Source organism: Cellulosimicrobium funkei (assembly GCF_001019615.1).
Classification (GTDB): Bacteria; Actinomycetota; Actinomycetes; order Actinomycetales; family Cellulomonadaceae; genus Cellulosimicrobium; species Cellulosimicrobium cellulans_E.
Genome location: NZ_JNBQ01000021.1, coordinates 40758 through 59378, shown reverse-complemented (window position 1 = coordinate 59378; position 18621 = coordinate 40758). Strand labels below are relative to the sequence as shown.

The following is an 18621-nucleotide window of genomic DNA, read 5'->3' as shown; positions in this document are numbered from 1 at the left end:
CGGAGCTCGCGCCCACGGCCCCGGTGCCGGAGGCCCCGGACGTGGACGCCGTCGACGAGGTGCCCGACGCCTGCGCCTCGAGGTCGTCCGCCAGCGTCTGCTGCGCGTCGGCGAGCGTCTGCTGCGCGTCGTCGACCGCGTCCTGGAGGTCGTCGGCGTCCAGGGTCGCGAGGACGTCGCCCGCCTCGACGCGGTCGCCCGCCGCGACGGCGACGGTCGCGACCGTGCCCGACGTGCCGAACGTCGCGTCCGCACGGGCCGCCGACGCGACGGTCGCGCTCGTGGACACCTGCTGCGCGACGTCGCCCGTCGCGACGGTCGCGGTGCGGTACTGGGCGTCCGCGGGACGCAGCGCGTAGGCGGTGCCGCCCGCGCCCACCACCGCGACCGCCACGCCCGCCGCGACGAGCCGGTGGCGCCGTGACCGGCGGCGCCGGCGGACGACCGCGTCACGCATCGCCACCACCGGAGCCCTGGTCGCCCTGGCCGCGCTCCTGGCCGTCGCGGCCGCCGGGGAAGCCCGCGCGGCCCCCGGGGAAGCCGCTCGTGCAGCCGTCGTCACCCGGCGCGGTGAGGGTCAGGCTCGTCGCGGTGAGCGTGCCGTCGTCCCCGCTCTCGCCCTGCGCGCTGACGCACTGCCCGACGACGACGTCGTCGCCCGACCCGGTGCGCTGGACGGTGTAGGCGGTCGCGTCGTCGACCGTCACGGTCTCCTCGCCGCTCTCGCCCTCGGGCGTGGTCGTGGTCACCGTGATCGTGGTGCCGTCGACCGTGGTGACGAGCCCGGTCGTCAGGCCGCCGAAGCCGCCGCCCGGGCGCCCCTCGCCGTCGGGTGCGCCGGACGGCAGGTCGGTCGGTGCGCCGTCGGGCAGGTCGGTGGGGAGGTCGCTCGGCGCCCCGTCGGGGCGCTCGCCGCCAGGGAACCCGCCGCCCGGGAAGCCTCCCCCCAGGCCGCCGGTGCACTCGCCGTCGACCGGCTCGCTCACGGACACGGTCGTGGCCGCCGCGTCGTCGGTCGTGTCGTCGCTCTCGTCCCCGGGCGCGCCGCCCGGGGAACCGGTCAGGGCCACGACGCACGACCCGACGGCGACGTCGGCGAGCGTGCCGTCCACGGTCACGGTGACGGTCGTGCCGTCGGACCACGAGACCGCGGTCTGCGACTCGCCGTCCTGGACCTGCGCCGTCGTGCCGTCGACGGCGGCGACCTCGCCCGAGACGCCGGGCGTGCGACCGCCACCACCCGGGAGCGCGTCGTCGGGGCCACCGTCAGGTGCTCCGTCGTCGGCGGACGAGGTGGACGTCGCGGGGTCGGGGGTCGCGGCGTCGGACGTCGAGCAGGCCGTGAGGGCGAGGGCGAGCCCGACGGCGCCCGCCGCGACGAGCGCGGCGCGCGAGCGTCGCCGGGGATCGCCGACGGGAACGGGGCCGGGCAGGGCGTCGGCGGTGGGACGGGGGAGCGGGGGAGCGGTGGTGCGCGGGGTCATGGGAGTCTCCGGTTCGGGAAGGTGGGGCGCTGAGGGCACGCGGTCACTCGCTGCGCAGTGCGTCGATGGGCGCGAGGCGCGCGGCGCGCACGGCGGGGTAGACGCCGAACACGAGCCCGATGGCGAGCGCGACAGCGATCGAGCCGCCGACCGCGAGGGGCGAGACGACGATCGACGAGCCCAGCGCCGCGGGGAGCGTGAGCGCGGCGACGACGCCGAGGAGCGCGCCGACGAGGCCGCCGGTGACGCCGAGGATCGACGCCTCCGTGAGGAACTGGCGGCGGATCGCGCCGGGCGGGGCGCCGAGCGCCTTGCGCAGGCCGATCTCGCGCGTCCGCTCGGTGACGGACACGAGCATGATGTTCATGACGCCGATGCCGCCGACGAGCAGGGACAGCCCCGCGACCCCGGCGAGCAGGACGGTGAGGGTGCGGTAGACCGACGTCGCGGTGGACACGAGCGAGTCCTGGGAGTCGATCGTGAAGTCGGCCGCGTCCGCGCTGCTCGCGCCGTGCAGCGCGAGGAGCAGGGACTGGGCCTCCTGGTACGCGGCGGAGATCGCGTCGGTGTCGGTCGCCTTGAGGTAGATGGTGCTGACCGAGGTGTCGGTACCGCCCGTGACCGCCGACGTCATCGCCGTCAGGGACATCACGGCCGTGTCGTCGAGGTTGGTCGACGCGCTCGACCCGGCCGCCTCGAGCACGCCGACGACGTCGAACGTCGTCCCGGCGATGCTCACCGTGCGGCCGACGACGTCCGCCCGGCCGAACAGCTCGGTCGCCGTCTCGGGACCGAGGACGACCTCGTCGGTCGACGCAGGGTCGACGAACTCCCCGGACGCGAGCTCGCGCGAGCGCACCTCGAGCCAGTCGCCCGTGACGCCCGCGACCGTGGTGGTCCAGTTGGCGTCGCCCGCCTCGAGCGACTGCGACGACTCCTTCTCCGCGGTGACGGCGGCGACGTCGGGCACCGCGGCCTGCGAGGCGAGGGCCTCGGCGTCGGCGACGGTGAGCGTCGAGGCGGAGCCGAACCCGCCCCGGATCCCCGCGGAGTCCGTGGACGACCCCGGGGTGACGATGAGCAGGTTCGACCCGAGCGCGCTGATGTCCTCGGACACGTCCTTCTGCGTCCCCAGCCCGAGCCCGACCGTGAGGATCACGGCGGCGATCCCGATGAGGATGCCGAGCACCGTGAGGAGCGAGCGCATCGTGTGCGCGCGGATCGCGTGCCACGCCGTGGCGGCGGTCTCCGTCCAGCTCATGCCGCGACCACCCGCTCGTCCGACGTCACGAGCCCGTCGAGCACGCGCACGACCCGCCGGGACCGCTGCGCGACCTCGTGCTCGTGCGTGATGAGGACGATCGTGCGGCCCTGCGCGTGCAGCGCGTCGAGGAGGTCGAGCACGTCCGCCGTGGAGCGCGAGTCGAGGTTGCCCGTCGGCTCGTCCGCGAGGACGAGCGCCGGCTCGCCGACGAGCGCCCGCGCGACGGCGACGCGCTGCTGCTGGCCGCCCGAGAGCTGGCCGGGGCGGTTCGCGGTGCGGTCCGCGAGCCCGACGCGCGCGAGCGCCTCCGCGGCTCGATCACGGCGCTCCGCCGGGGCGACGCCCCGGTACACGAGCGGGAGCTCGACGTTGCGCAGCGCCGACAGCGACGGCAGCAGGTTGAACTGCTGGAACACGAACCCGATCTGCTCGTTGCGCACGCTCGCGAGGTCCGTCTCGTCCATGTCCGCCACGTCGTCGCCCGCGAGCCGGTACGTGCCCGAGGTGAGCGTGTCGAGGCAGCCGAGCACGTTCATGAGCGTCGACTTGCCCGAGCCGGACGGCCCGACGATCGCCACGTACTCACCGCGCTCGATCCGCAGGTCGACGCCGCGCAGCGCCTCGAACTCGAGGTCGCCCGTGCGGTAGGTCTTGCGTGCGTCGCGCAGGTCGATGACGGGCCGGTCCGCACCCGCCGCCGTCGCGGGGTCCGTGTGCCCGACGGCGGTCGTCGCCGCGGTCACGAGTTCCCGCCCTGGCCGGGGCGGGCGCCCAGCTGGGACGGGTCGAAGCCCTCGGGGAGACCCTGTCCGCCGCCCTGCCCGCCCATCGGAAGCTGGGACGGGTCGAAGCCTTCGGGGAACCCCTGCCCGCCGGTGCCGCCCTGCTCGCCGACCTGCCCCCGGCCCGCGCCGGGCGTGAACGCCGTGTACTGCACGGTGTCGCCCTCGGCGAGGCCCGAGACGATCTCGACGAGCTGGCCCGACGTCTCGCCCGTCTCGACGACCTGCTCGGAGGTGGACCCGTCGTCGGCCACGAGCGTGACCACGGACGCGCCGTCGTCGTTCGTCGAGACCGCGGCGGCGGGGACGGAGAGCACGTCGGTGCGGCGCTCGGTGACGATCGAGACGTCGACGCTCACGCCGTCGTACAGGCCCTCGGGGCTGCCGGTGACGGTGACCGAGACCGGGTAGGCGACCGCGCCCTGGGTCGTGGAGGGCAGGCGGCCGATCTCGCTCACCGTGCCGAACACGGTGTCGGCGAGGTCGTCCGAGGTCATCTCGACCTGGTCGCCCGTCGCGATCGCCGCGACGTCGGCCTCGCCCACGCTCACGTCGACGCTCCACGCGTCGGTGCCCACGATCGTGAGCGCCGCGGTGTCGGACGAGCCCGACGACGCGCTGCTGCCGGATCCGCCGGTCGACGCCCCGGGCACCGTGCCGGTGCCGCCGGGCGAGCCCGACCCGGTCGACGCGGACGAGCCCGTCGAGCCGACGGTGTCGCCGACGGCGACGCCGACCGACGTCACGAGACCGGCGGCCGGAGCGGTCAGGGTCGCGTCGGCCATCGCCGCGGCGGCGTCGTCGGAGGCCTGTTGCGCGACCGCGACGGCGGACTCGCGCGCCTCGACCGCGGCCCCGGCGGCGTCGCTGCCGTCGTCCGACTCCTGCGCGTCGGCGAGGTCGGCCTGCGCCTGCGCGAGGTCGGCGTCCGCCTGCGCGAGCGCGGCGTCGAGCTGGAGGGTGTCGATGGTGGCGAGCGTCTGGCCCGCCTCGACCGTGTCGCCCGCGGCGACCTCGACCGTCAGCACGGTGCCCGCCGCCGCGAACGAGACGTCCTCCTGGACGCTCGGGGTGAGCGTGCCCGTGGTCGTCACGGTCTGCTCGAACGTGGCCGTGGTCGCCTGCGCGGTGACGGGCTGCGCGGCGCCGGCCTCCTGCGCCGCCGACGCACGGGGCCGCAGGACCGTGAGGTAGACGACGAGCGCGGCGACGACGACGAGCGCGACCGCGCCGACGACGAGCGCACGACGGCGCGGGCGCGGGCCGCGGAGGCGGCGCGCGAGGCGCGCGCGGCGCGTGCCGACGGTGCCCGGGGAGGCCCCGTCCGACGTCGTGCCGTCGCCGGGGCCGTCCCCCGGCCCCGGGTCGGTGCCCGCCGAGGGGCCGGGCGGATGGTCGGGGGAGGTCCCCCTCGGTGCGGTCGCGGACGACCGTGTGCGCTGCTGGAGCACCCTCGTCTCCCTGGCTCGGTGCCACCCGGGCGGCGGCGGTCGATCGGGAGGCTAGGGAGGCTGGTTGGGGCGAACGTAGCGCGCGGCTGTGCGGAGCCTATGAGCGCACGCACCCGGACGTGCCGAACCCGGGGTCGCTCCCCGATCCGGAGGTGGATCGGGGAGCGACCCCGGGTTCGGGGTGGGTCAGCCGCGGGTCAGCCGCGGGTCAGCCGCAGGTCGGCCGGCCGTGCTCCGGTGTCGCGACGGTCTCGCGCTCGTCGGCGTCGTCCGCCGGCGCGGCGGTGACCTCCACCGCGCCGTCGGCGTCGCCGCGGACGGCGAACGACTGGTACGCGTTCTTGCCGGGCGCCACGGACGGGAAGCTCTTCGAGCCCCACGGCGTGGCGACCTCGACGTCGAGGCGCGCGTCGTCGTCGTTCACGACCCGCACCGCGACGTACGGCTTGCCGCCGAGGCACCGGACCTCGGCCGTCGCGGTGACGGCGACCGCGGCCGGCGACGCCGGGTCCGCCGCGCCGGGCGCGAGCACCCGCAGCGCGGTGAGTCCCGGGTCGCCGTCCTGCCACGACGTGCTCAGCGCGACGTACCGCGCCGTGCGGTCGACGGCGAGCGTGCCGCGCACGCCACCGGCGCCGATCGTGCCGACGTCGGTGAAGGTCAGGCCGTCGTCGCTCACGGAGACGACGGACTCCGGAGCCCCGCCGCGCTCCCACGCGGCGACGACGGTGCCGATCTCGCGCGGGGCGCCCAGGTCGGTGACCATGCGGCCGTCCGGCCCGGGGACCCACGCCGTGGCGGCGTCGCCGTCCACGGCGAGCGACGGCGACGTCATGCCCTCGGGCAGCACCGACGCGGGGAATGTGAGGGTGCTCAGCGCGCGGTCCGCGACGGGGAACGGCGTCGCGTCACGGAACGTGACGCGCGTGCCCGACGGCGTCGCCCCGACCGTGCGGGTCGCGCCCGTCTCGGCGTGGCGCAGCTCGACCGGCGCCCCGTCGCCGCTCACGCGGAACGAGCGCGCGTCGGCGACGGCGACCGTCACCCCCGCGGGAGCCTGCCCGGCGGGCGTGGCGACCGTCGCGCGCGACGCGAGGACGAGGGCGTCGCCCGCGGGGACGGTGACGTCGAGCGTCGACGCGTCCGCGCCGACCGTCTGCGTGCCGGCGTACACGGGGACCGCCCCACCGTCGTGCGGGACGGTGAGCGTCGTCGTGACGTCGGCGCCCGTGAGGTTGAACGCCACGACGTACCCGTCGACGGCGCTCACGACCACCGCGGGGTCCTCGGACGTCGGTACGCGGGCCGCGGCCTGCGCGGCGGTCACCGCGGCGTCGCCCGGGACCATCTCGACGAGCCGGGGGCCGGTCTCGCCGTCCGTGAGCCGGACGACGTGCCGCGTGTCGCTCGCGCGCGAGACGGTCACGGGCGCGTCCGAGCCGCGCACCACGAAGCCGGCCTCGCCCTCGACGTTGAGCCAGTCGCCGTCGCTGCTGAGCACCTGGTCGCCCGTGTACCGGAACGACGCGGCGTCGTGCCACGTCTGCCCGTCGAGCGACGTCTGGACGCGGTACTCCTGGCCCGCGGCGACCTCCCAGCCGAGCTGCACCTGGCTCACCGCGGTGGGTGCGCCGAGGTCGACCTGGACCCACGAGTCGGGGCGGGGGCGGTCCGCGACCGACACGGCCCAGCGCGTCGTGGCGGAGCCGTCGGTGACGGCGCTCGCGGGGTTCGACCCGTTCGCGCTCGACGCCGTGGCCGGCTTGCCCGCGGCGACGTCCGTCCCCGTGGGCGAGAACGCGCGCAGGTGGTAGAGCGAGTAGCCGTAGGCCGCGTCGCCGCGCACGCCCTGCATGCGGACGTAGCGCGTGGTGACCGGCGCGGGCTCGTCCGCGCCCTCCGGGGTGAGGTCGACGGTGTCGAGGCGCGCCACGTTCACGTCCGCCGGTGCCTTGCCGTAGGCGGTGGCCGTCGTCCAGGTCTGGCCATCGGTCGACGTCTGGACGAGGTATCGCGCGCCCGCGCTCGCCTCCCACGCGAACCGCACGCCGCCCACGGTGGTCTCCTCGCCGAGGTCGACCTGGATCCATGAGTCGGGGCGCGTGCGCTCGCCGACCGCGACGGCCCAGCGGGTCGACGGGTTGCCGTCCGTGACGCGCGCGGCCTGGCGCCCGCCCGCCGTGTCCTGGCTCGACGCCGTCGCGACCTTGCCAGCCGCGAGGTCGGTCGCGGACCCCGCGTCCGCGCCGTAGGCGTGGAACGCGAACATCGAGTAGCCGTACTGCGGGTGGCCCTGCTGGCCGAGGAGCCGCACGTACCGCGCCGTGACCGGCGCGAACGACAGGTCGTCGACGCGCGCCGCCTTCGCGTCCGCCGGGTCGGCGGGCCGGGTGACCGGGAGCGTCGCGGTGGTCTCGCCCTCGGCGGTCGTGTAGGTGCGCGAGCCGTCGAGCCCGGAGTACCCGTTCATGTCGAGGTTGCGGACGGACAGGCTCGCGTCCTCCGTGCCGGCGCCGGTCGACGCGTAGACGGCGGCACCGGTCGGGAGCGTGACCTGGCCCGCGTACCCGCTGCCGACCCGGAAGACCGACGACGTGCCCTCGAAGCCGTCGCGCGGCCCGGTGTACGTCGTCACGTGCCGCTCGTCGACCGTGGCGCCGGTCGTGGGGTAGAGGTACGGGGTCGAGCCCGAGACGTGGAACAGCCACGAGTCGTGCGCCGGGACCCAGGGGAACTTCACGAAGCCCTTGCGGCTCGACGCCGCGGCCCACGCGTCCGACGTCTGCTGGACGGTCAGGCCCGGCCCGGCGCCGAAGTCGCGCACCCCGGCGAGGCGCTCGAAGAACTCGTCCTGCGGCGTCGGCTCCACGGGGCCCTCGGGCGACTCGGCGGCCTCGACGTGCAGGAGGTAGGAGATGGCGATCTCCGCGCGCGCCTCGGGCTCGTACTTGGGCTCGCCCGAGAACTTCGCGAGCCGGTAGACCGGCGCGTACGACTGGTAGTCCTCGAGCGCCGCGGCGAGGTTCGCCTCGGCGCGCGCGGCGTCGGGGTCGCGCAGCACCTGGCCGAGGAACGCCATCGGGATCGCGTCGCGCCCGTAGAGGAACTCACGGTCGGCGACCATCGGCATGAACGGCTCGCCCGCGTCGGACATGACGAGCTTGATCGACTCCCACAGCTCCGCCGAGTTCGGCTGGTGCGTGAGGATCTCCGGCAGCGGCTCGTCGCGGAGCAGGAAGTGGATCGCGTTGCGCCCGCCGGACCGCCAGATGTCGGACTGGTAGTGCGGGCCGAACGACCCGTGGTTCTCCACGAGGTACGTGTCGTGGATGGTCTGCATGGTGTTCGACGACACGGGCTTGCCCGCGACGACGGCCGGGTTGTTGCGGTCAGCCGTCGGCTGGCCGGCCGCGTTGCGGCCCCAGTCGGCGAGCTGCTCGGCCCAGCGCGCCGCGTCGGGGGCGTCGGGGGCCCACGCGAGGCCGGGGGCGAGCGCCTGCGTGTAGACGCCGGCCTCCTCCTGCGCGGTGTCGCCCTCGTGCTTGCCCGTCGGCCAGTCGGCGGTCCAGGAGCCCGAGAGCGGGTCCTTGCCGAAGTCGAGGTCGGCCGTGTAGGAGGACTGGCTCGTCGCGATCGTCGTGAGGTTCGCCTGCGTCGTCGCGTCGAGCTCGTCCCACAGGAGGGTCCCGGCCGCGAGGAAGTACGACTGGAACGTCGAGTCCCAGAACAGCCTCTTGCCCCAGGTGCCCGCCGGGTCGACGAACCGGTTGGTCGCCGCGTAGTGACGGATCGTGGCGAGCGTGTGCGCGCGGAGGGTCTCCTCGGAGACGCCCGCGAGCTCGGCGTCGTACTCGCCGTGGGTCAGGAGCACGGCGTTGCCCAGCACGACGGCGAAGTTGAAGTCCTTGAGCTGGTACACCCCGGCCGACGAGTCCCAGACGGTCTCGACCCAGCGGGTGTGGCGCAGCAGCGCGCCGTAGTAGTCGGCGGCAGTCGCGTCGGGCGCGCCGAACGCGGGCGCGGCGTCGGCCGCCGTGGCCGACCCGGTGGTGGACGCGGTCGTGGACGACGGCGCGCCCTGCGCGACGGCGGGCGCGAGCAGGAGGGCCCCGGCGGTCGCGAGCGCGACGGCGGCGGTCGCACGGCGTCGTGCGCGTCGCCCGGGCGGTGGGGCGGGTGGTCGGGTCATGGGGGCCTCCGGGCGTCGTCGAACGGCAGCAACGGTGCTGGTGCTCGGGCGGGTGGTACGGGGTGCGGGGTTCGCGCGGGGAGCGCCGGTCCAGGGTCGGACGACCGGCGCCCCCGCGCGGGTCGGGGGTGCTGTCAGGCGGGGTGGGGGGTGCTCACGCAGTGCGTCCTCTCGGGGTGGTGCGACGTCGCACGCTGTGGCGGAAGGCCACCTGACAGCGCTGTCGAGTTGGAGTATAGGCGCCGTTCTCCCGGGAGTGAAGGGAGCGCCGTGGACTTCGCCCGGTCGGTCGTCGTGCGGTGGCCGGTGGGACGACGGAGGGGCGGGCCGGACCTGGTACGTCCAGGTCCCGCCCGCCCCCCGCGCGCTCGGTCCGACCGGAGGTCAGCCCTTGACCGAGCCGGACATGAGGCCCCCGACGAAGTACTTGCCGAGGACGATGTACACGAGCAGCGTCGGCAGCGACGCGAAGAGCGCGCCGGCCATGGAGACGCCGTAGTTCTGCAGCAGCGCGCCGTTCGCGAGGTTGTTCAGCGCGAGGGTCACGGGGCCGTTCTGGCTGGAGGAGAAGAACACGGCGAAGAGGAAGTCGTTCCACGCCGAGGTGAACTGCCAGATGAGCACGACCACGAAGCTCGGGATCGAGATCGGCAGGATGATCGACCAGTACGTGCGCAGCATCCCGGCGCCGTCGACGCGCGCGGCCTCGACGAGCTCGTGCGGCACGGTCATGTAGTAGTTGCGGAAGATGAGCGTCGTGATCGGGATGCCGTAGATCACGTGCAGCAGGATCAGCGACGGCACGCCGCTCGGGATGCCCATGCCCAGCACGAGCTGGTTGAGCGGGATCATCACGGCCTGGTACGGGATGAACATCCCGAAGAGGATGAGCGTGAAGACGACGTTCGCGCCCTTGAAGGACCAGCGCGACAGCACGAACCCGTTGAGCGAGCCGAGGAACGCGGCGATGATCGCGGACGGCACGACCATCTGCACCGTGCGCCAGATCGCGGGCGACAGCGCGGTCCACGCGGTCTGCCAGTTCTCGAGCGTCCACACCTGCGGGAGCGACCACGCGCGCGCCGGGGAGGCGTCGCCCGCGCCCTTGAAGCTCGTCACGAAGAGCACGTACACGGGGATGAGGACGATGACGAGGAAGAAGATCAGCGCGACGTACTTGAGCGTGCGGCCGGCGGAGAACCGCTCCTTGCCCCCGTCGGGGCGCAGGTCGACGGGTCGGCCGCTCGTGCCGGTCGGCGTGGCGGGCACCGGCTCGGTGGTGGCGGTCGTCATCGCTTCTCCTGACGGTTGGTGCGGATCAGGTAGGGCACGATGACCACGGCCACGATGATCAGCAGGATCGAGCCGACCGCCGCCGCGTTGGCGTAGTCGAAGCTCGACTTGAACACGTACATGTCGACGGCCGGCACCTTGGTCTGGTAGTTCGCGGGCTTCGAGATCGACATGATGAGGTCGAACGCCTTGAGCGACATGTGGCCGATGATGATGAGCGCCGACAGGGCGATGGGCGAGAGCTGCGGGAAGAGCACGTGGCGGTACAGCTTCCACTCGCTGGCGCCGTCCATGCGGGCGGCCTCGCGCAGCTCGTCGGGGATGCCGCGGAACCCGGCGAGGAACAGCGCCATCACGTAGCCCGAGAGCTGCCAGATGGCGGGGATCGCGATGGCCGTGATGCCCCACGTGACGTTGTTCCACCAGTTGTTCTGCAGGAAGTCGAGGCCGACGATCTGGAACAGCCGGTTGAGGCCGCTGGCCTGCTCGCCCTGGTTCGAGTTCAGCAGCCAGCGCCACACGACACCGGAGGCGACGAACGACACGGCCATGGGGAACAGGTAGATCGAGCGGAAGATCCCCTCGCCCTTGACCGGCTTGTCGAGCATCCAGGCCCAGAGGAAGCCCATCACGAGCGTCCCCACGAGGAAGACGACGGTGTAGAGGACGAGGTTCTTCAGCGAGTGCTGGAACGCTTCGCTGCCGAGCAGGTCGGTGTAGTTCTCGAACCAGACGACCACGGACGGCTTCTGTCCGGTGGCCTGCGCCGCGGTGTGGTTGTCCGTGATCGACGTCCGGAAGTTCGCGCCGATGAGGCCGTAGACGAACACGCCGACGAGGATCAGCGAGGGGGCGAGCAGCAGCAGCGCTGGGCCGGCTCGTCGCAGTGACTTGAGCATGGTGGGTCTTCCCGGTCGTGGGGGCGTGGGACGCGGCGCTCGCGAGCGCCGGCGTCCCGGGGAGGGGTCCGGTCGCGCGGGGCCGCCGCGCGCCGTCGGGGTGCTCCCGACGACGCGCGGCGGATCCGGTGGACGGGTCTCAGCCCTCGGTGGCGGTGACGAGCTCGGACTGGAAGGTCGCGAGGTCGGAGCCGCCGGACGTGAACTTGCTCGTCGCGTCGGAGATCGCGTTGAGCGTCGCGACGGGCGCGGCGGCACCGTGCGCGAGCGAGGACACGATGGTGTCCTGGCCGAACGACTCGATCGCGGTCTGCTGGTACTCGGAGAACTCCGACGGGTCGGCGTCGGTGCGGGCCGGGATGGAGCCCTTGGCCTTGTTGAACGCGACCTGGCCCTCGAGCGAGCCCACGGTCTCGAGCCACGCCTTGGCACCGTCGGGGTGCGGCGCGCCCACCGGGAGGGTGAACGAGTCGGCGAGGAAGTCGAACACGCCGTCGGTGCCCGGGACGGGCGCGGCGGTGAAGTCGGTGCCGAGCGTCTTGCCCTGCTCCTCGAACGCCGCGACGGCCCAGTCGCCCATGACGTTGAACGCGGCGTTGCCGTCGATCACCATCTGGGTCGCCTCGGGCCAGTCGAGCCCGTCACGGTCGGTGTTGGTGTAGCTCATGAGCTTCTCGAAGTCCTCGAGAGCCGACGTCACCTCGGCGCCCGACCAGTCGGTCGAGCCGTCCCACAGGCCGTTGTACGCCTCCGCGCCCAGGTCGGCGAGGAGCACGGTCTCGAGCAGGTGGACCTGGGTCCACGTCGTCGCGACCGACAGGGGGGTGACGCCCGCGGCCTTGAGCTTGTCGAGGTCCGCCATCCAGGCGTCGAGGTCGTCGTACGTCGCGGCCGGGTCGATGCCGTTCGCCTCGAGGACCGTCGGGTTGGCCCACACGACGTTCGCGCGGTGGATGTTCGACGGGATCGAGTAGATCGCGCCGTCGTCGGACTTGAGGCGGTCGACGAGGTCGGCCGGGAAGACGTCGGTGAGGCCGAACTCGTCGTACAGCGACGAGACGTCCTCGATCTGCGCGGCGTCGATGTAGTCCTGGAGCTCCGCGCCGGCGTGCGCCTGGAACGTGTCCGGCGGGTCCTGCGCCTGGAGGCGGGACTGGAGGAGGTCCTTCGCGGCCGAGCCGGCGCCGCCGGCGACCGCGCCGTTGATGAACTCCACGTCGGGGTGCTGCTCGTTGAACACGCCGACCAGAGCGTCGAGACCCGCCTTCTCCGAACCCGCGGCCCACCAGGTGAAGACCTCGACCTCGTCGCCGCCCCCCGAAGCGCCCCCGTCGCCGGTTCCCCCGTCACCGGAACCACCGCCGCTGCACGCGGCGAGTGCGAGACCCACGAGGGCGGCCGTGGCCACCGTCGCGCTCGTCCTGCGATCGATTCGCATCGTGATTTCCCTACGCCTTCTTCGGTCGTGGGGGACCGGCGGGACGACCACGTCGCACCGGCCGGGCGCACCGGCGCGCCCTCGAACCCGCTGCCCATACAACGACCCGTTCCGGCTTGATGTCAAGAAATGAACGCAAGCGTCGCTGAATCGTGATCTTCGCGTCAGGTCCTGCACGCAACCAGCGGTTCTGTCGAGTCTGCCCTCGGGTGACAGCGCTGTCCAGTTCGTTCAGGAGATCGGCTCAGCGTCCACGACCCGGCCTGTCCCACCTGGACGGGGGCGCCCCGGCGGTATCCTGACCTGCGTGCGCGCTGACCGGGTGACCCCGGGCTCGCAGACTTCACTGCGTGAGGCCAACCGAGCTCGGATCGTGAGCGCCGTCCAGCAGCGTGGCTCCCTCACGCAGATCGAGCTGGCCGGCGTCACCGGGCTGTCCCCGGCCACCGTCTCCAACATCGTCAAGGAGCTCACCGGCGCGGGCGTGCTGCACACCTCGCCCTCCACGCGCAGCGGTCGCCGCGCGCTCCAGGTCACGCTCGCGCGCAACCTCGGGCTCGTCGCGGGCGTCCACTTCGGCACCCGGTCGATGCGCGTCGCGCTCGCCGACGCGTCCATGCGCGTCCTCGCCGACCAGCGCATGCCGCTCGCCCCCGACCACCGCGCCGACACCGGGCTCCAGCGCGCCGCGCTGCTCGTGGGGGAGATGGTGGCGTCGGTCGACGCCGCGCCGGACGAGCTGCTCGCCGTCGGCGTCGGCGTCCCCGCCCCGGTGGACGTGCGCGCGGGCCGGATCGCGACCGTCGGGATGATGCGCGGCTGGGACGGCGTCGTCGTGCCCGAGATGCTGGAGGCCGAGCTCGGCGCCCCCGTGACCGTGGACAACGACGCCAACCTCGGCGCGCTCGCCGAGACCCGGTTCGGTGCCGCCGTCGGGCACGACGCCGTCGCCTACCTGCGCGTGTCCCACGGCGTGGGTGGCGGGCTCGTCCTGGGCGGGCGCGTCGTGCACGGCCGCGCAGGCGTCGCGGGCGAGATCGGGCACGTGACGATCGACGAGAACGGCCCGGTGTGCCGGTGCGGCAACCGCGGCTGCCTCGAGATGTACGTCGGTGCCGGGGTCCTGCTGTCCATGCTCTCCGAGAGCCGTGGTCCCCTCACCCTGCGCGACGTCATCGCGCGCGCCCAGGAGGGCGACCCCGGGTGCCGGCGCGTCCTGTTCGACGCCGGTCAGCACCTGGGCGTCGCGGCCGCCAACCTGTGCAACCTGGTCGACCCCGAGATCGTCGTCGTCGGGGGGCAGCTCGCCGAGGCGGGCGAGGCCCTGCTGGGGCCCCTGCGCACCGCGCTCGAGCAGCGCACGGTGCCGAGCACCGCGGGCCCCGTCCAGGTCGTCGCGTCCGAGCTCGGGTCCGCGGCCGAGGTGCGCGGCGCGCTCGCCGTCGCGCTCGACCTCGCGCGCGTCAGCGGGTCGCTGGGGGTGAGCGCATGACCGGGACCGCCGTCGCCCGGACCAGGCTCGCCCGCGGTCGGGCGCGCGGCGTCGTGACGGCCGCGCTCGCGACCGCCGTCGTCGCGCTGCTCGCGCTCGCCGGGTGCGCGGCGCCCGAGGAACCCGCCGGCCCTTCCGAGGGGACCATCGGCCTCCTGCTGCCCGAGGCGAAGACCGCGCGGTACGAGACGTCCGACCGCCCGACCTTCGTCGGCGTGGTCGAGCAGCGCTGCGCCACGTGCGAGGTCCTGTACGCCAACGCCGCCCAGGACGCCGCGAACCAGCAGCAGCAGGCCGAGTCGATGCTCGCCCGCGGGGCCGACGTCCTCGTCCTCGACGCCGTGGACGCCGTCGCCGCGGTGAGCATCGTCGCGGAGGCCCAGCGGCTCGGGGTGCCCGTCATCGCCTACGATCGCTTCGTCGAGGGCGCGAACTACTACGTGTCGTTCGACAACGAGCTCATCGGGTACCTCATGGGGGAGGCGCTCGTCGGCGCGGTGCTCGACCGCGCGGAGCAGGACCCGCCCCCCGACGGGCGGCGGCCGGGGGTCCTGTTCGTCCAGGGCTCGCCGACCGACCCGAACGCGGCGGAGTACGCGGCGGGTGCCCACCGAGCCTTCGACGGAGAGGACATCGACGTGCTCGCCGAGTACGACACCCCCGACTGGAGCCCCGACAAGGCGACCGAGTGGGTCGAGGGGCAGCTCACGCAGTACGCCGGCCGCGTCGACGGCGTCTTCGCGGCGAGCGACGGCATCGCGGGCGGCGCGATCGCCGCGATGAAGGCCGCGGGCCTCGACCCCGTCCCGCCCACGACGGGCCAGGACGGCGAGCTCGCGGCGGTCCAGCGCATCGTCTCCGGCGACCAGTACATGACCGTCTACAAGGCGACCGCCCAGCAGGCACGCACGGCCGCGGAGCTCGCCGTCCGCGTGCTGCGCGGCGAGGACCCGCGCGCCACCGCGAGCATCGACGGAGTCCCGAGCCTCCTCCTCGCGCCGCGCGCGGTCGGGGTCGACGACGTGCAGCGCGTCATCGTCGACGGCGGCGTCTACACGGTCGACGAGATCTGCACGCCGTACTACGTCGACTCGTGCGTCGAGGCGGGGCTCCTGGAGGCCGCCCCGTGAGCGCGCCCGTCCTGTCCCTGCGCGGGGTCTCCAAGAACTTCGGCGGCGTCCGCGCGCTCGTCGACGTCGACGTCGACGTGCGCGAGCACGAGGTGCTCGCCGTCGTGGGAGACAACGGTGCGGGCAAGTCGACGCTCGCGGGCGTCGTCGCGGGCGCGTTCCGGCCCGACGCGGGCGAGGTCCTGCTCGACGGCGCGCCCGTCGTCCTCGACTCGCCCGCGGCGGCGCGCGCGCACGGCATCGCGGCGGTGTTCCAGCAGCTCGCGCTCGTCGACGACCTCGACGTCGTCGAGAACGTGTTCCTCGGGCAGGAGACGCTGCGCGGCCCGTTCCTCGACGAGATCGCGATGGAGCGCGAGGCGTGGGGCCTGCTCGACCAGCTCGCCGCGACCGTCCCGTCGGTGCGGCAGCCCGTGCGCACGCTGTCCGGCGGGCAGCGGCAGGTCGTCGCCGTGGCCCGGGCCCTGCTCGGCGCGCCGCGCGTCCTCGTCCTCGACGAGCCGACGGCGGCCCTCGGCGTCCGCCAGACGGCCGAGGTGCTCAACCTCATCGAGAAGCTGCGCGAGCGCGGGCACGCGGTCGTGCTCATCAGCCACCAGGCGGGCGACCTCCAGGCCGTCGCCGACCGCATCCTCGTGCTGCGGCTCGGGCGCGTGCACGGCGAGTTCGCCGGCGACACGTCCTACGAGGACCTGCTCGCCGCGATGACCGGCGCGGTCCGGCCCGCACGGCCGGGCGGCCCGGCGCGGCCGTCGATCGACCCGGGGCGCGAGCGGCGCTCCGGCGGCACCGGGGCGGTGCACCGATGAGCGTCCCCGGCCGCACGTCCGGCGCCGCGCTCGACCGTTCGGGCGTGCTGTCGGGCAGCGTCGTGCGCCAGCTCCGCGGCGCCCACCTCGGCATGCTCCCGATCGTCGGCGCGCTGCTGCTCATCTGGGTCGTGCTCGGCGCGATCAACCCGGCGTTCCTCTCGGCGGAGAACCTGGTCAACCTCACGCTCCAGAGCGCGCCCACGGGGATCATCGCGCTCGGGGTCGTGCTCGTCCTGCTCGTCGGTCAGATCGACCTGTCCGTCGGCTCCGTGAGCGGGCTCGCGGCGGCGGTGCTGGCGGTCGGGACCGTCAACCTGGACTGGCCCGTCGGGCTCGCGATCCTCGCGGCGCTCGCGGTCGGCGTCGTGGTCGGCCTCGGGTACGGGCTGCTGTCCACGCGCCTCGGTCTCGCGTCGTTCGTCTTCACGCTGGCCGGGCTGCTCATCCTCGCGGGCGTGCAGCTCCGGGTGCTCGGCCCCTCGGGCTCGATCAACATCCCGTTCGAGTCCTGGCTCGTGCGCACGGTGCAGCAGGGCTTCCTCGCGCCGGCCGCCGCCTGGGGCCTCGTGGTGGTGGTCGTGGTCGGGTACGCCGCGCTGCGCGTCGTCGACCACCTGCGCCGCGTGCGCGCGGAGCTGCCGAGCCCCGGGCTCGGCCGGATCGCGATCCGCACCGCGGTCCTCGCCGCGGTCCTCGTCGGCACGGTCGCGTACCTGGGGACCGCGCGCGGGATCGGCTACACGGTCGTGCTGTTCGTCGCGCTCGTCGTGGTGGTGGACGTCCTGCTGCGCCGCACCCGGTGGGGCCGGTCCGTGCGCGCGGTGGGCGGGAACCGGCGCTCCGCGCTCCTCGCGGGCGTCGCGGTGCGGCGGACCGTCGTCTCGTGCTTCGTCGCGTGCTCCACGTTCGCCGCGCTGGGCGGGATCCTCGCGGCCGGGCGCCTCGCCGCCGCGAACCAGGGCACCGGGGCCGCCGACACGTACCTCACCGCGATCGCCGCGGCGGTCATCGGCGGGACGAGCCTGTTCGGCGGGCGGGGGAGCGCGTGGTCCGCGGTGCTCGGCGTGCTGGTCATCCAGTCGATCGCCAACGGCCTCACGCTGCTCAATCTCGACACGGCGACGCGGTACATCGTGACCGGAGCGGTGCTCCTGCTCGCTATCGTCGTCGACATGCTCATCCGCGGTCGACGGGAGGTCTGATGATGGTGATGCAGGGGGAGAGCGCGGGAACGCTCCCGCCGGGCGAGGTCCGGGCCGCGGGCTCGAACGGCCCGACGGACACGGCGGCGCGCCCGCACTCGGGGCGCGGCGGCCGACGGCCGACCCTCGCGGCCGTCGCGGAGGTCGCCGGCGTCAGCCTCAAGACGGCGTCACGCGTCCTCAACGACGAGCCGAACGTGGCGCCGCAGACGCGGGCCAAGGTGCAGGAGGCCGCGCAGCGGCTCGGCTTCCGCCGCAACGCGGTCGCGGCGGACCTCGCGCGCGGCGGCTCGTCGCGGCTCGTCGGCTTCGTCACCGGCGACCTCGCGAACCCGTTCTACTCCGCGCTGGCGAGCGGGATCGAGCGCGAGCTGCGCCACCACGGGCTCCAGCTCATCACGACGAGCTCCGACGAGGAGCCCGAGCGCGAGCGCTCGCTCACGGAGGCGCTCGTGGAGCGCCGCGTCGGCGCGCTCGTGGTGACGCCGACGTCGACCGACCACTCGTCGCTGCGCCGCGAGCTCGACGACGGGCTGCCGGTCGTGTTCATCGACCGGCCGGCGCAGGGCGTCGACGCGGACACCGTCGTCATCGACAACCGCGGCGGCGTGCGCGACGCCGTGACGCACCTGCTCGCGCACGGGCACCGACGGATCGCGCTCGTCGGGGACGTGTCGCGGCTGTGGACGTTCCAGGAGCGTCGCGACGAGTTCGTCGCGACGCTGCGCGGCGCGGGCGTCGAGGACCCGTCGCGGTACGTGCGCGACGGCGCCCACGACGCGGAGCTCGCGCACGCGTTCGTGGCGGAGCTCCTGGCCATGCCGGAGCCGCCCACGGCGTTCGTCACGGCGAACAACAAGATCACGGTCGGCGCGCTCCACGCGCTGCGCGACCGCGTGGCCGCGGGGGGCCGCGCGGACGTCGCGCTCGTGGGGTTCGACGACTTCGAGCTCGCGGACCTGCTGGACGTGACCGTCGTGGGGTACGACGTCGTCGAGATGGGGCGCCAGGCCGCGGCGCTCGCGGTGTCGCGGGCCGACAACCCGGAGCTCGCCCCGCGCCTGGTCGTGGTGCCCACGCGGCTCGTGGTGCGCGGCACCGGCGAGATCCCCGGTCCCGGCGCGTAGCGGGACGTCGCCCCGGGCATCCTCGGCCGTCGACGGCACGCCCGTGGCCGGTCCTCGG

Annotated in this window: 14 protein-coding genes; 5 read left to right on the top strand and 9 right to left on the bottom strand. The window is 74.3% G+C overall.

Annotated features, from left to right (window positions below; all coding sequences use genetic code 11):
• The 9 genes from FB00_RS14200 to FB00_RS14155 all read right to left on the bottom strand — a co-directional run.
• Nucleotides 1-457: biotin/lipoyl-binding protein (locus FB00_RS14200; RefSeq protein ID WP_156186417.1), on the bottom strand; the 457-nt coding region annotated here is incomplete at its 3' end.
• Entirely contained in the window at nt 450-1484 is a 1035-nt protein-coding gene (locus FB00_RS14195) for a hypothetical protein (protein WP_052877690.1), read from the bottom strand. The genes FB00_RS14195 and FB00_RS14200, both read right to left, overlap by 8 nt.
• 43 nt (nt 1485-1527) lie before the next feature.
• Nucleotides 1528-2745 carry an ABC transporter permease gene (locus tag FB00_RS14190; RefSeq protein WP_047233563.1) on the bottom strand — a complete coding sequence of 406 codons (1218 nt, stop codon included), beginning with the start codon at nt 2743-2745 and terminating at the stop codon, nt 1528-1530.
• A complete protein-coding gene (locus FB00_RS14185; RefSeq protein ID WP_082141331.1) occupies nt 2742-3491 on the bottom strand; it encodes an ABC transporter ATP-binding protein in 750 nt (249 codons plus the stop codon). The genes FB00_RS14190 and FB00_RS14185 overlap by 4 nt, the downstream gene beginning before the upstream one ends.
• Complete coding sequence (locus FB00_RS14180; protein WP_082141330.1) at nt 3488-4981, bottom strand: efflux RND transporter periplasmic adaptor subunit; 1494 nt, start codon at nt 4979-4981, stop codon at nt 3488-3490. Before FB00_RS14180 ends, FB00_RS14185 begins: the two co-directional genes overlap by 4 nt.
• Nucleotides 4982-5189: 208 nt before the next feature.
• The gene (locus tag FB00_RS21235; protein WP_052877689.1) at nt 5190-9170 is read right to left on the bottom strand and encodes a discoidin domain-containing protein; all 3981 of its coding nucleotides are present in this window, start codon (nt 9168-9170) and stop codon (nt 5190-5192) included.
• Nucleotides 9171-9554: 384 nt separating this feature from the next.
• Nucleotides 9555-10463, bottom strand: coding sequence for a carbohydrate ABC transporter permease (locus FB00_RS14165; protein ID WP_047233562.1), 909 nt, complete (start codon nt 10461-10463; stop codon nt 9555-9557).
• A complete protein-coding gene (locus FB00_RS14160) occupies nt 10460-11362 on the bottom strand; it encodes a carbohydrate ABC transporter permease (RefSeq protein WP_047233561.1) in 903 nt (300 codons plus the stop codon). Before FB00_RS14160 ends, FB00_RS14165 begins: the two co-directional genes overlap by 4 nt.
• 139 nt (nt 11363-11501) lie before the next feature.
• Nucleotides 11502-12800 carry an ABC transporter substrate-binding protein gene (locus FB00_RS14155; RefSeq protein ID WP_047233560.1) on the bottom strand — a complete coding sequence of 433 codons (1299 nt, stop codon included), beginning with the start codon at nt 12798-12800 and terminating at the stop codon, nt 11502-11504.
• 373 nt (nt 12801-13173) lie between these two features.
• On the opposite strand from FB00_RS14155, the gene FB00_RS14150 reads away from it, so the two are divergent.
• The 5 genes from FB00_RS14150 to FB00_RS14130 are packed head-to-tail and all read left to right on the top strand — an operon-like array spanning nt 13174 to nt 18563.
• On the top strand, nt 13174-14292 hold the full coding sequence (locus FB00_RS14150; RefSeq protein ID WP_082141329.1) for an ROK family transcriptional regulator: 1119 nt from the start codon (nt 13174-13176) through the stop codon (nt 14290-14292).
• Nucleotides 14289-15422, top strand: a complete 1134-nt coding sequence (locus FB00_RS14145) for a substrate-binding domain-containing protein (protein ID WP_047233559.1) — start codon at nt 14289-14291, stop codon at nt 15420-15422. Before FB00_RS14150 ends, FB00_RS14145 begins: the two co-directional genes overlap by 4 nt.
• Nucleotides 15419-16231 carry an ATP-binding cassette domain-containing protein gene (locus tag FB00_RS14140; protein ID WP_082141328.1) on the top strand — a complete coding sequence of 271 codons (813 nt, stop codon included), beginning with the start codon at nt 15419-15421 and terminating at the stop codon, nt 16229-16231. The genes FB00_RS14145 and FB00_RS14140 overlap by 4 nt, the downstream gene beginning before the upstream one ends.
• The gene (locus FB00_RS14135) at nt 16228-17436 is read left to right on the top strand and encodes a sugar ABC transporter permease (protein ID WP_047233558.1); all 1209 of its coding nucleotides are present in this window, start codon (nt 16228-16230) and stop codon (nt 17434-17436) included. The genes FB00_RS14140 and FB00_RS14135 overlap by 4 nt, the downstream gene beginning before the upstream one ends.
• Nucleotides 17436-18563 carry a LacI family DNA-binding transcriptional regulator gene (locus tag FB00_RS14130; protein WP_197088816.1) on the top strand — a complete coding sequence of 376 codons (1128 nt, stop codon included), beginning with the start codon at nt 17436-17438 and terminating at the stop codon, nt 18561-18563. Before FB00_RS14135 ends, FB00_RS14130 begins: the two co-directional genes overlap by 1 nt.
• The last annotated feature ends 58 nt before the right edge of the window (nt 18564-18621 follow it).

Bases quoted from the DNA above. Each gene is read 5' to 3' on its own strand.
- FB00_RS14195 (WP_052877690.1), bottom strand. From the start codon at position 1,484: ATGACCCCGCGCACCACCGCTCCCCCGCTCCCCCGTCCCACCGCCGAC.
- FB00_RS14190 (WP_047233563.1), bottom strand. From the start codon at position 2,745: ATGAGCTGGACGGAGACCGCCGCCACGGCGTGGCACGCGATCCGCGCG.
- FB00_RS21235 (WP_052877689.1), bottom strand. From the start codon at position 9,170: ATGACCCGACCACCCGCCCCACCGCCCGGGCGACGCGCACGACGCCGT.
- FB00_RS14165 (WP_047233562.1), bottom strand. From the start codon at position 10,463: ATGACGACCGCCACCACCGAGCCGGTGCCCGCCACGCCGACCGGCACG.
- FB00_RS14160 (WP_047233561.1), bottom strand. From the start codon at position 11,362: ATGCTCAAGTCACTGCGACGAGCCGGCCCAGCGCTGCTGCTGCTCGCC.
- FB00_RS14155 (WP_047233560.1), bottom strand. From the start codon at position 12,800: ATGCGAATCGATCGCAGGACGAGCGCGACGGTGGCCACGGCCGCCCTC.
- FB00_RS14145 (WP_047233559.1), top strand. From the start codon at position 14,289: ATGACCGGGACCGCCGTCGCCCGGACCAGGCTCGCCCGCGGTCGGGCG.
- FB00_RS14135 (WP_047233558.1), top strand. From the start codon at position 16,228: ATGAGCGTCCCCGGCCGCACGTCCGGCGCCGCGCTCGACCGTTCGGGC.
- FB00_RS14130 (WP_197088816.1), top strand. From the start codon at position 17,436: ATGATGGTGATGCAGGGGGAGAGCGCGGGAACGCTCCCGCCGGGCGAG.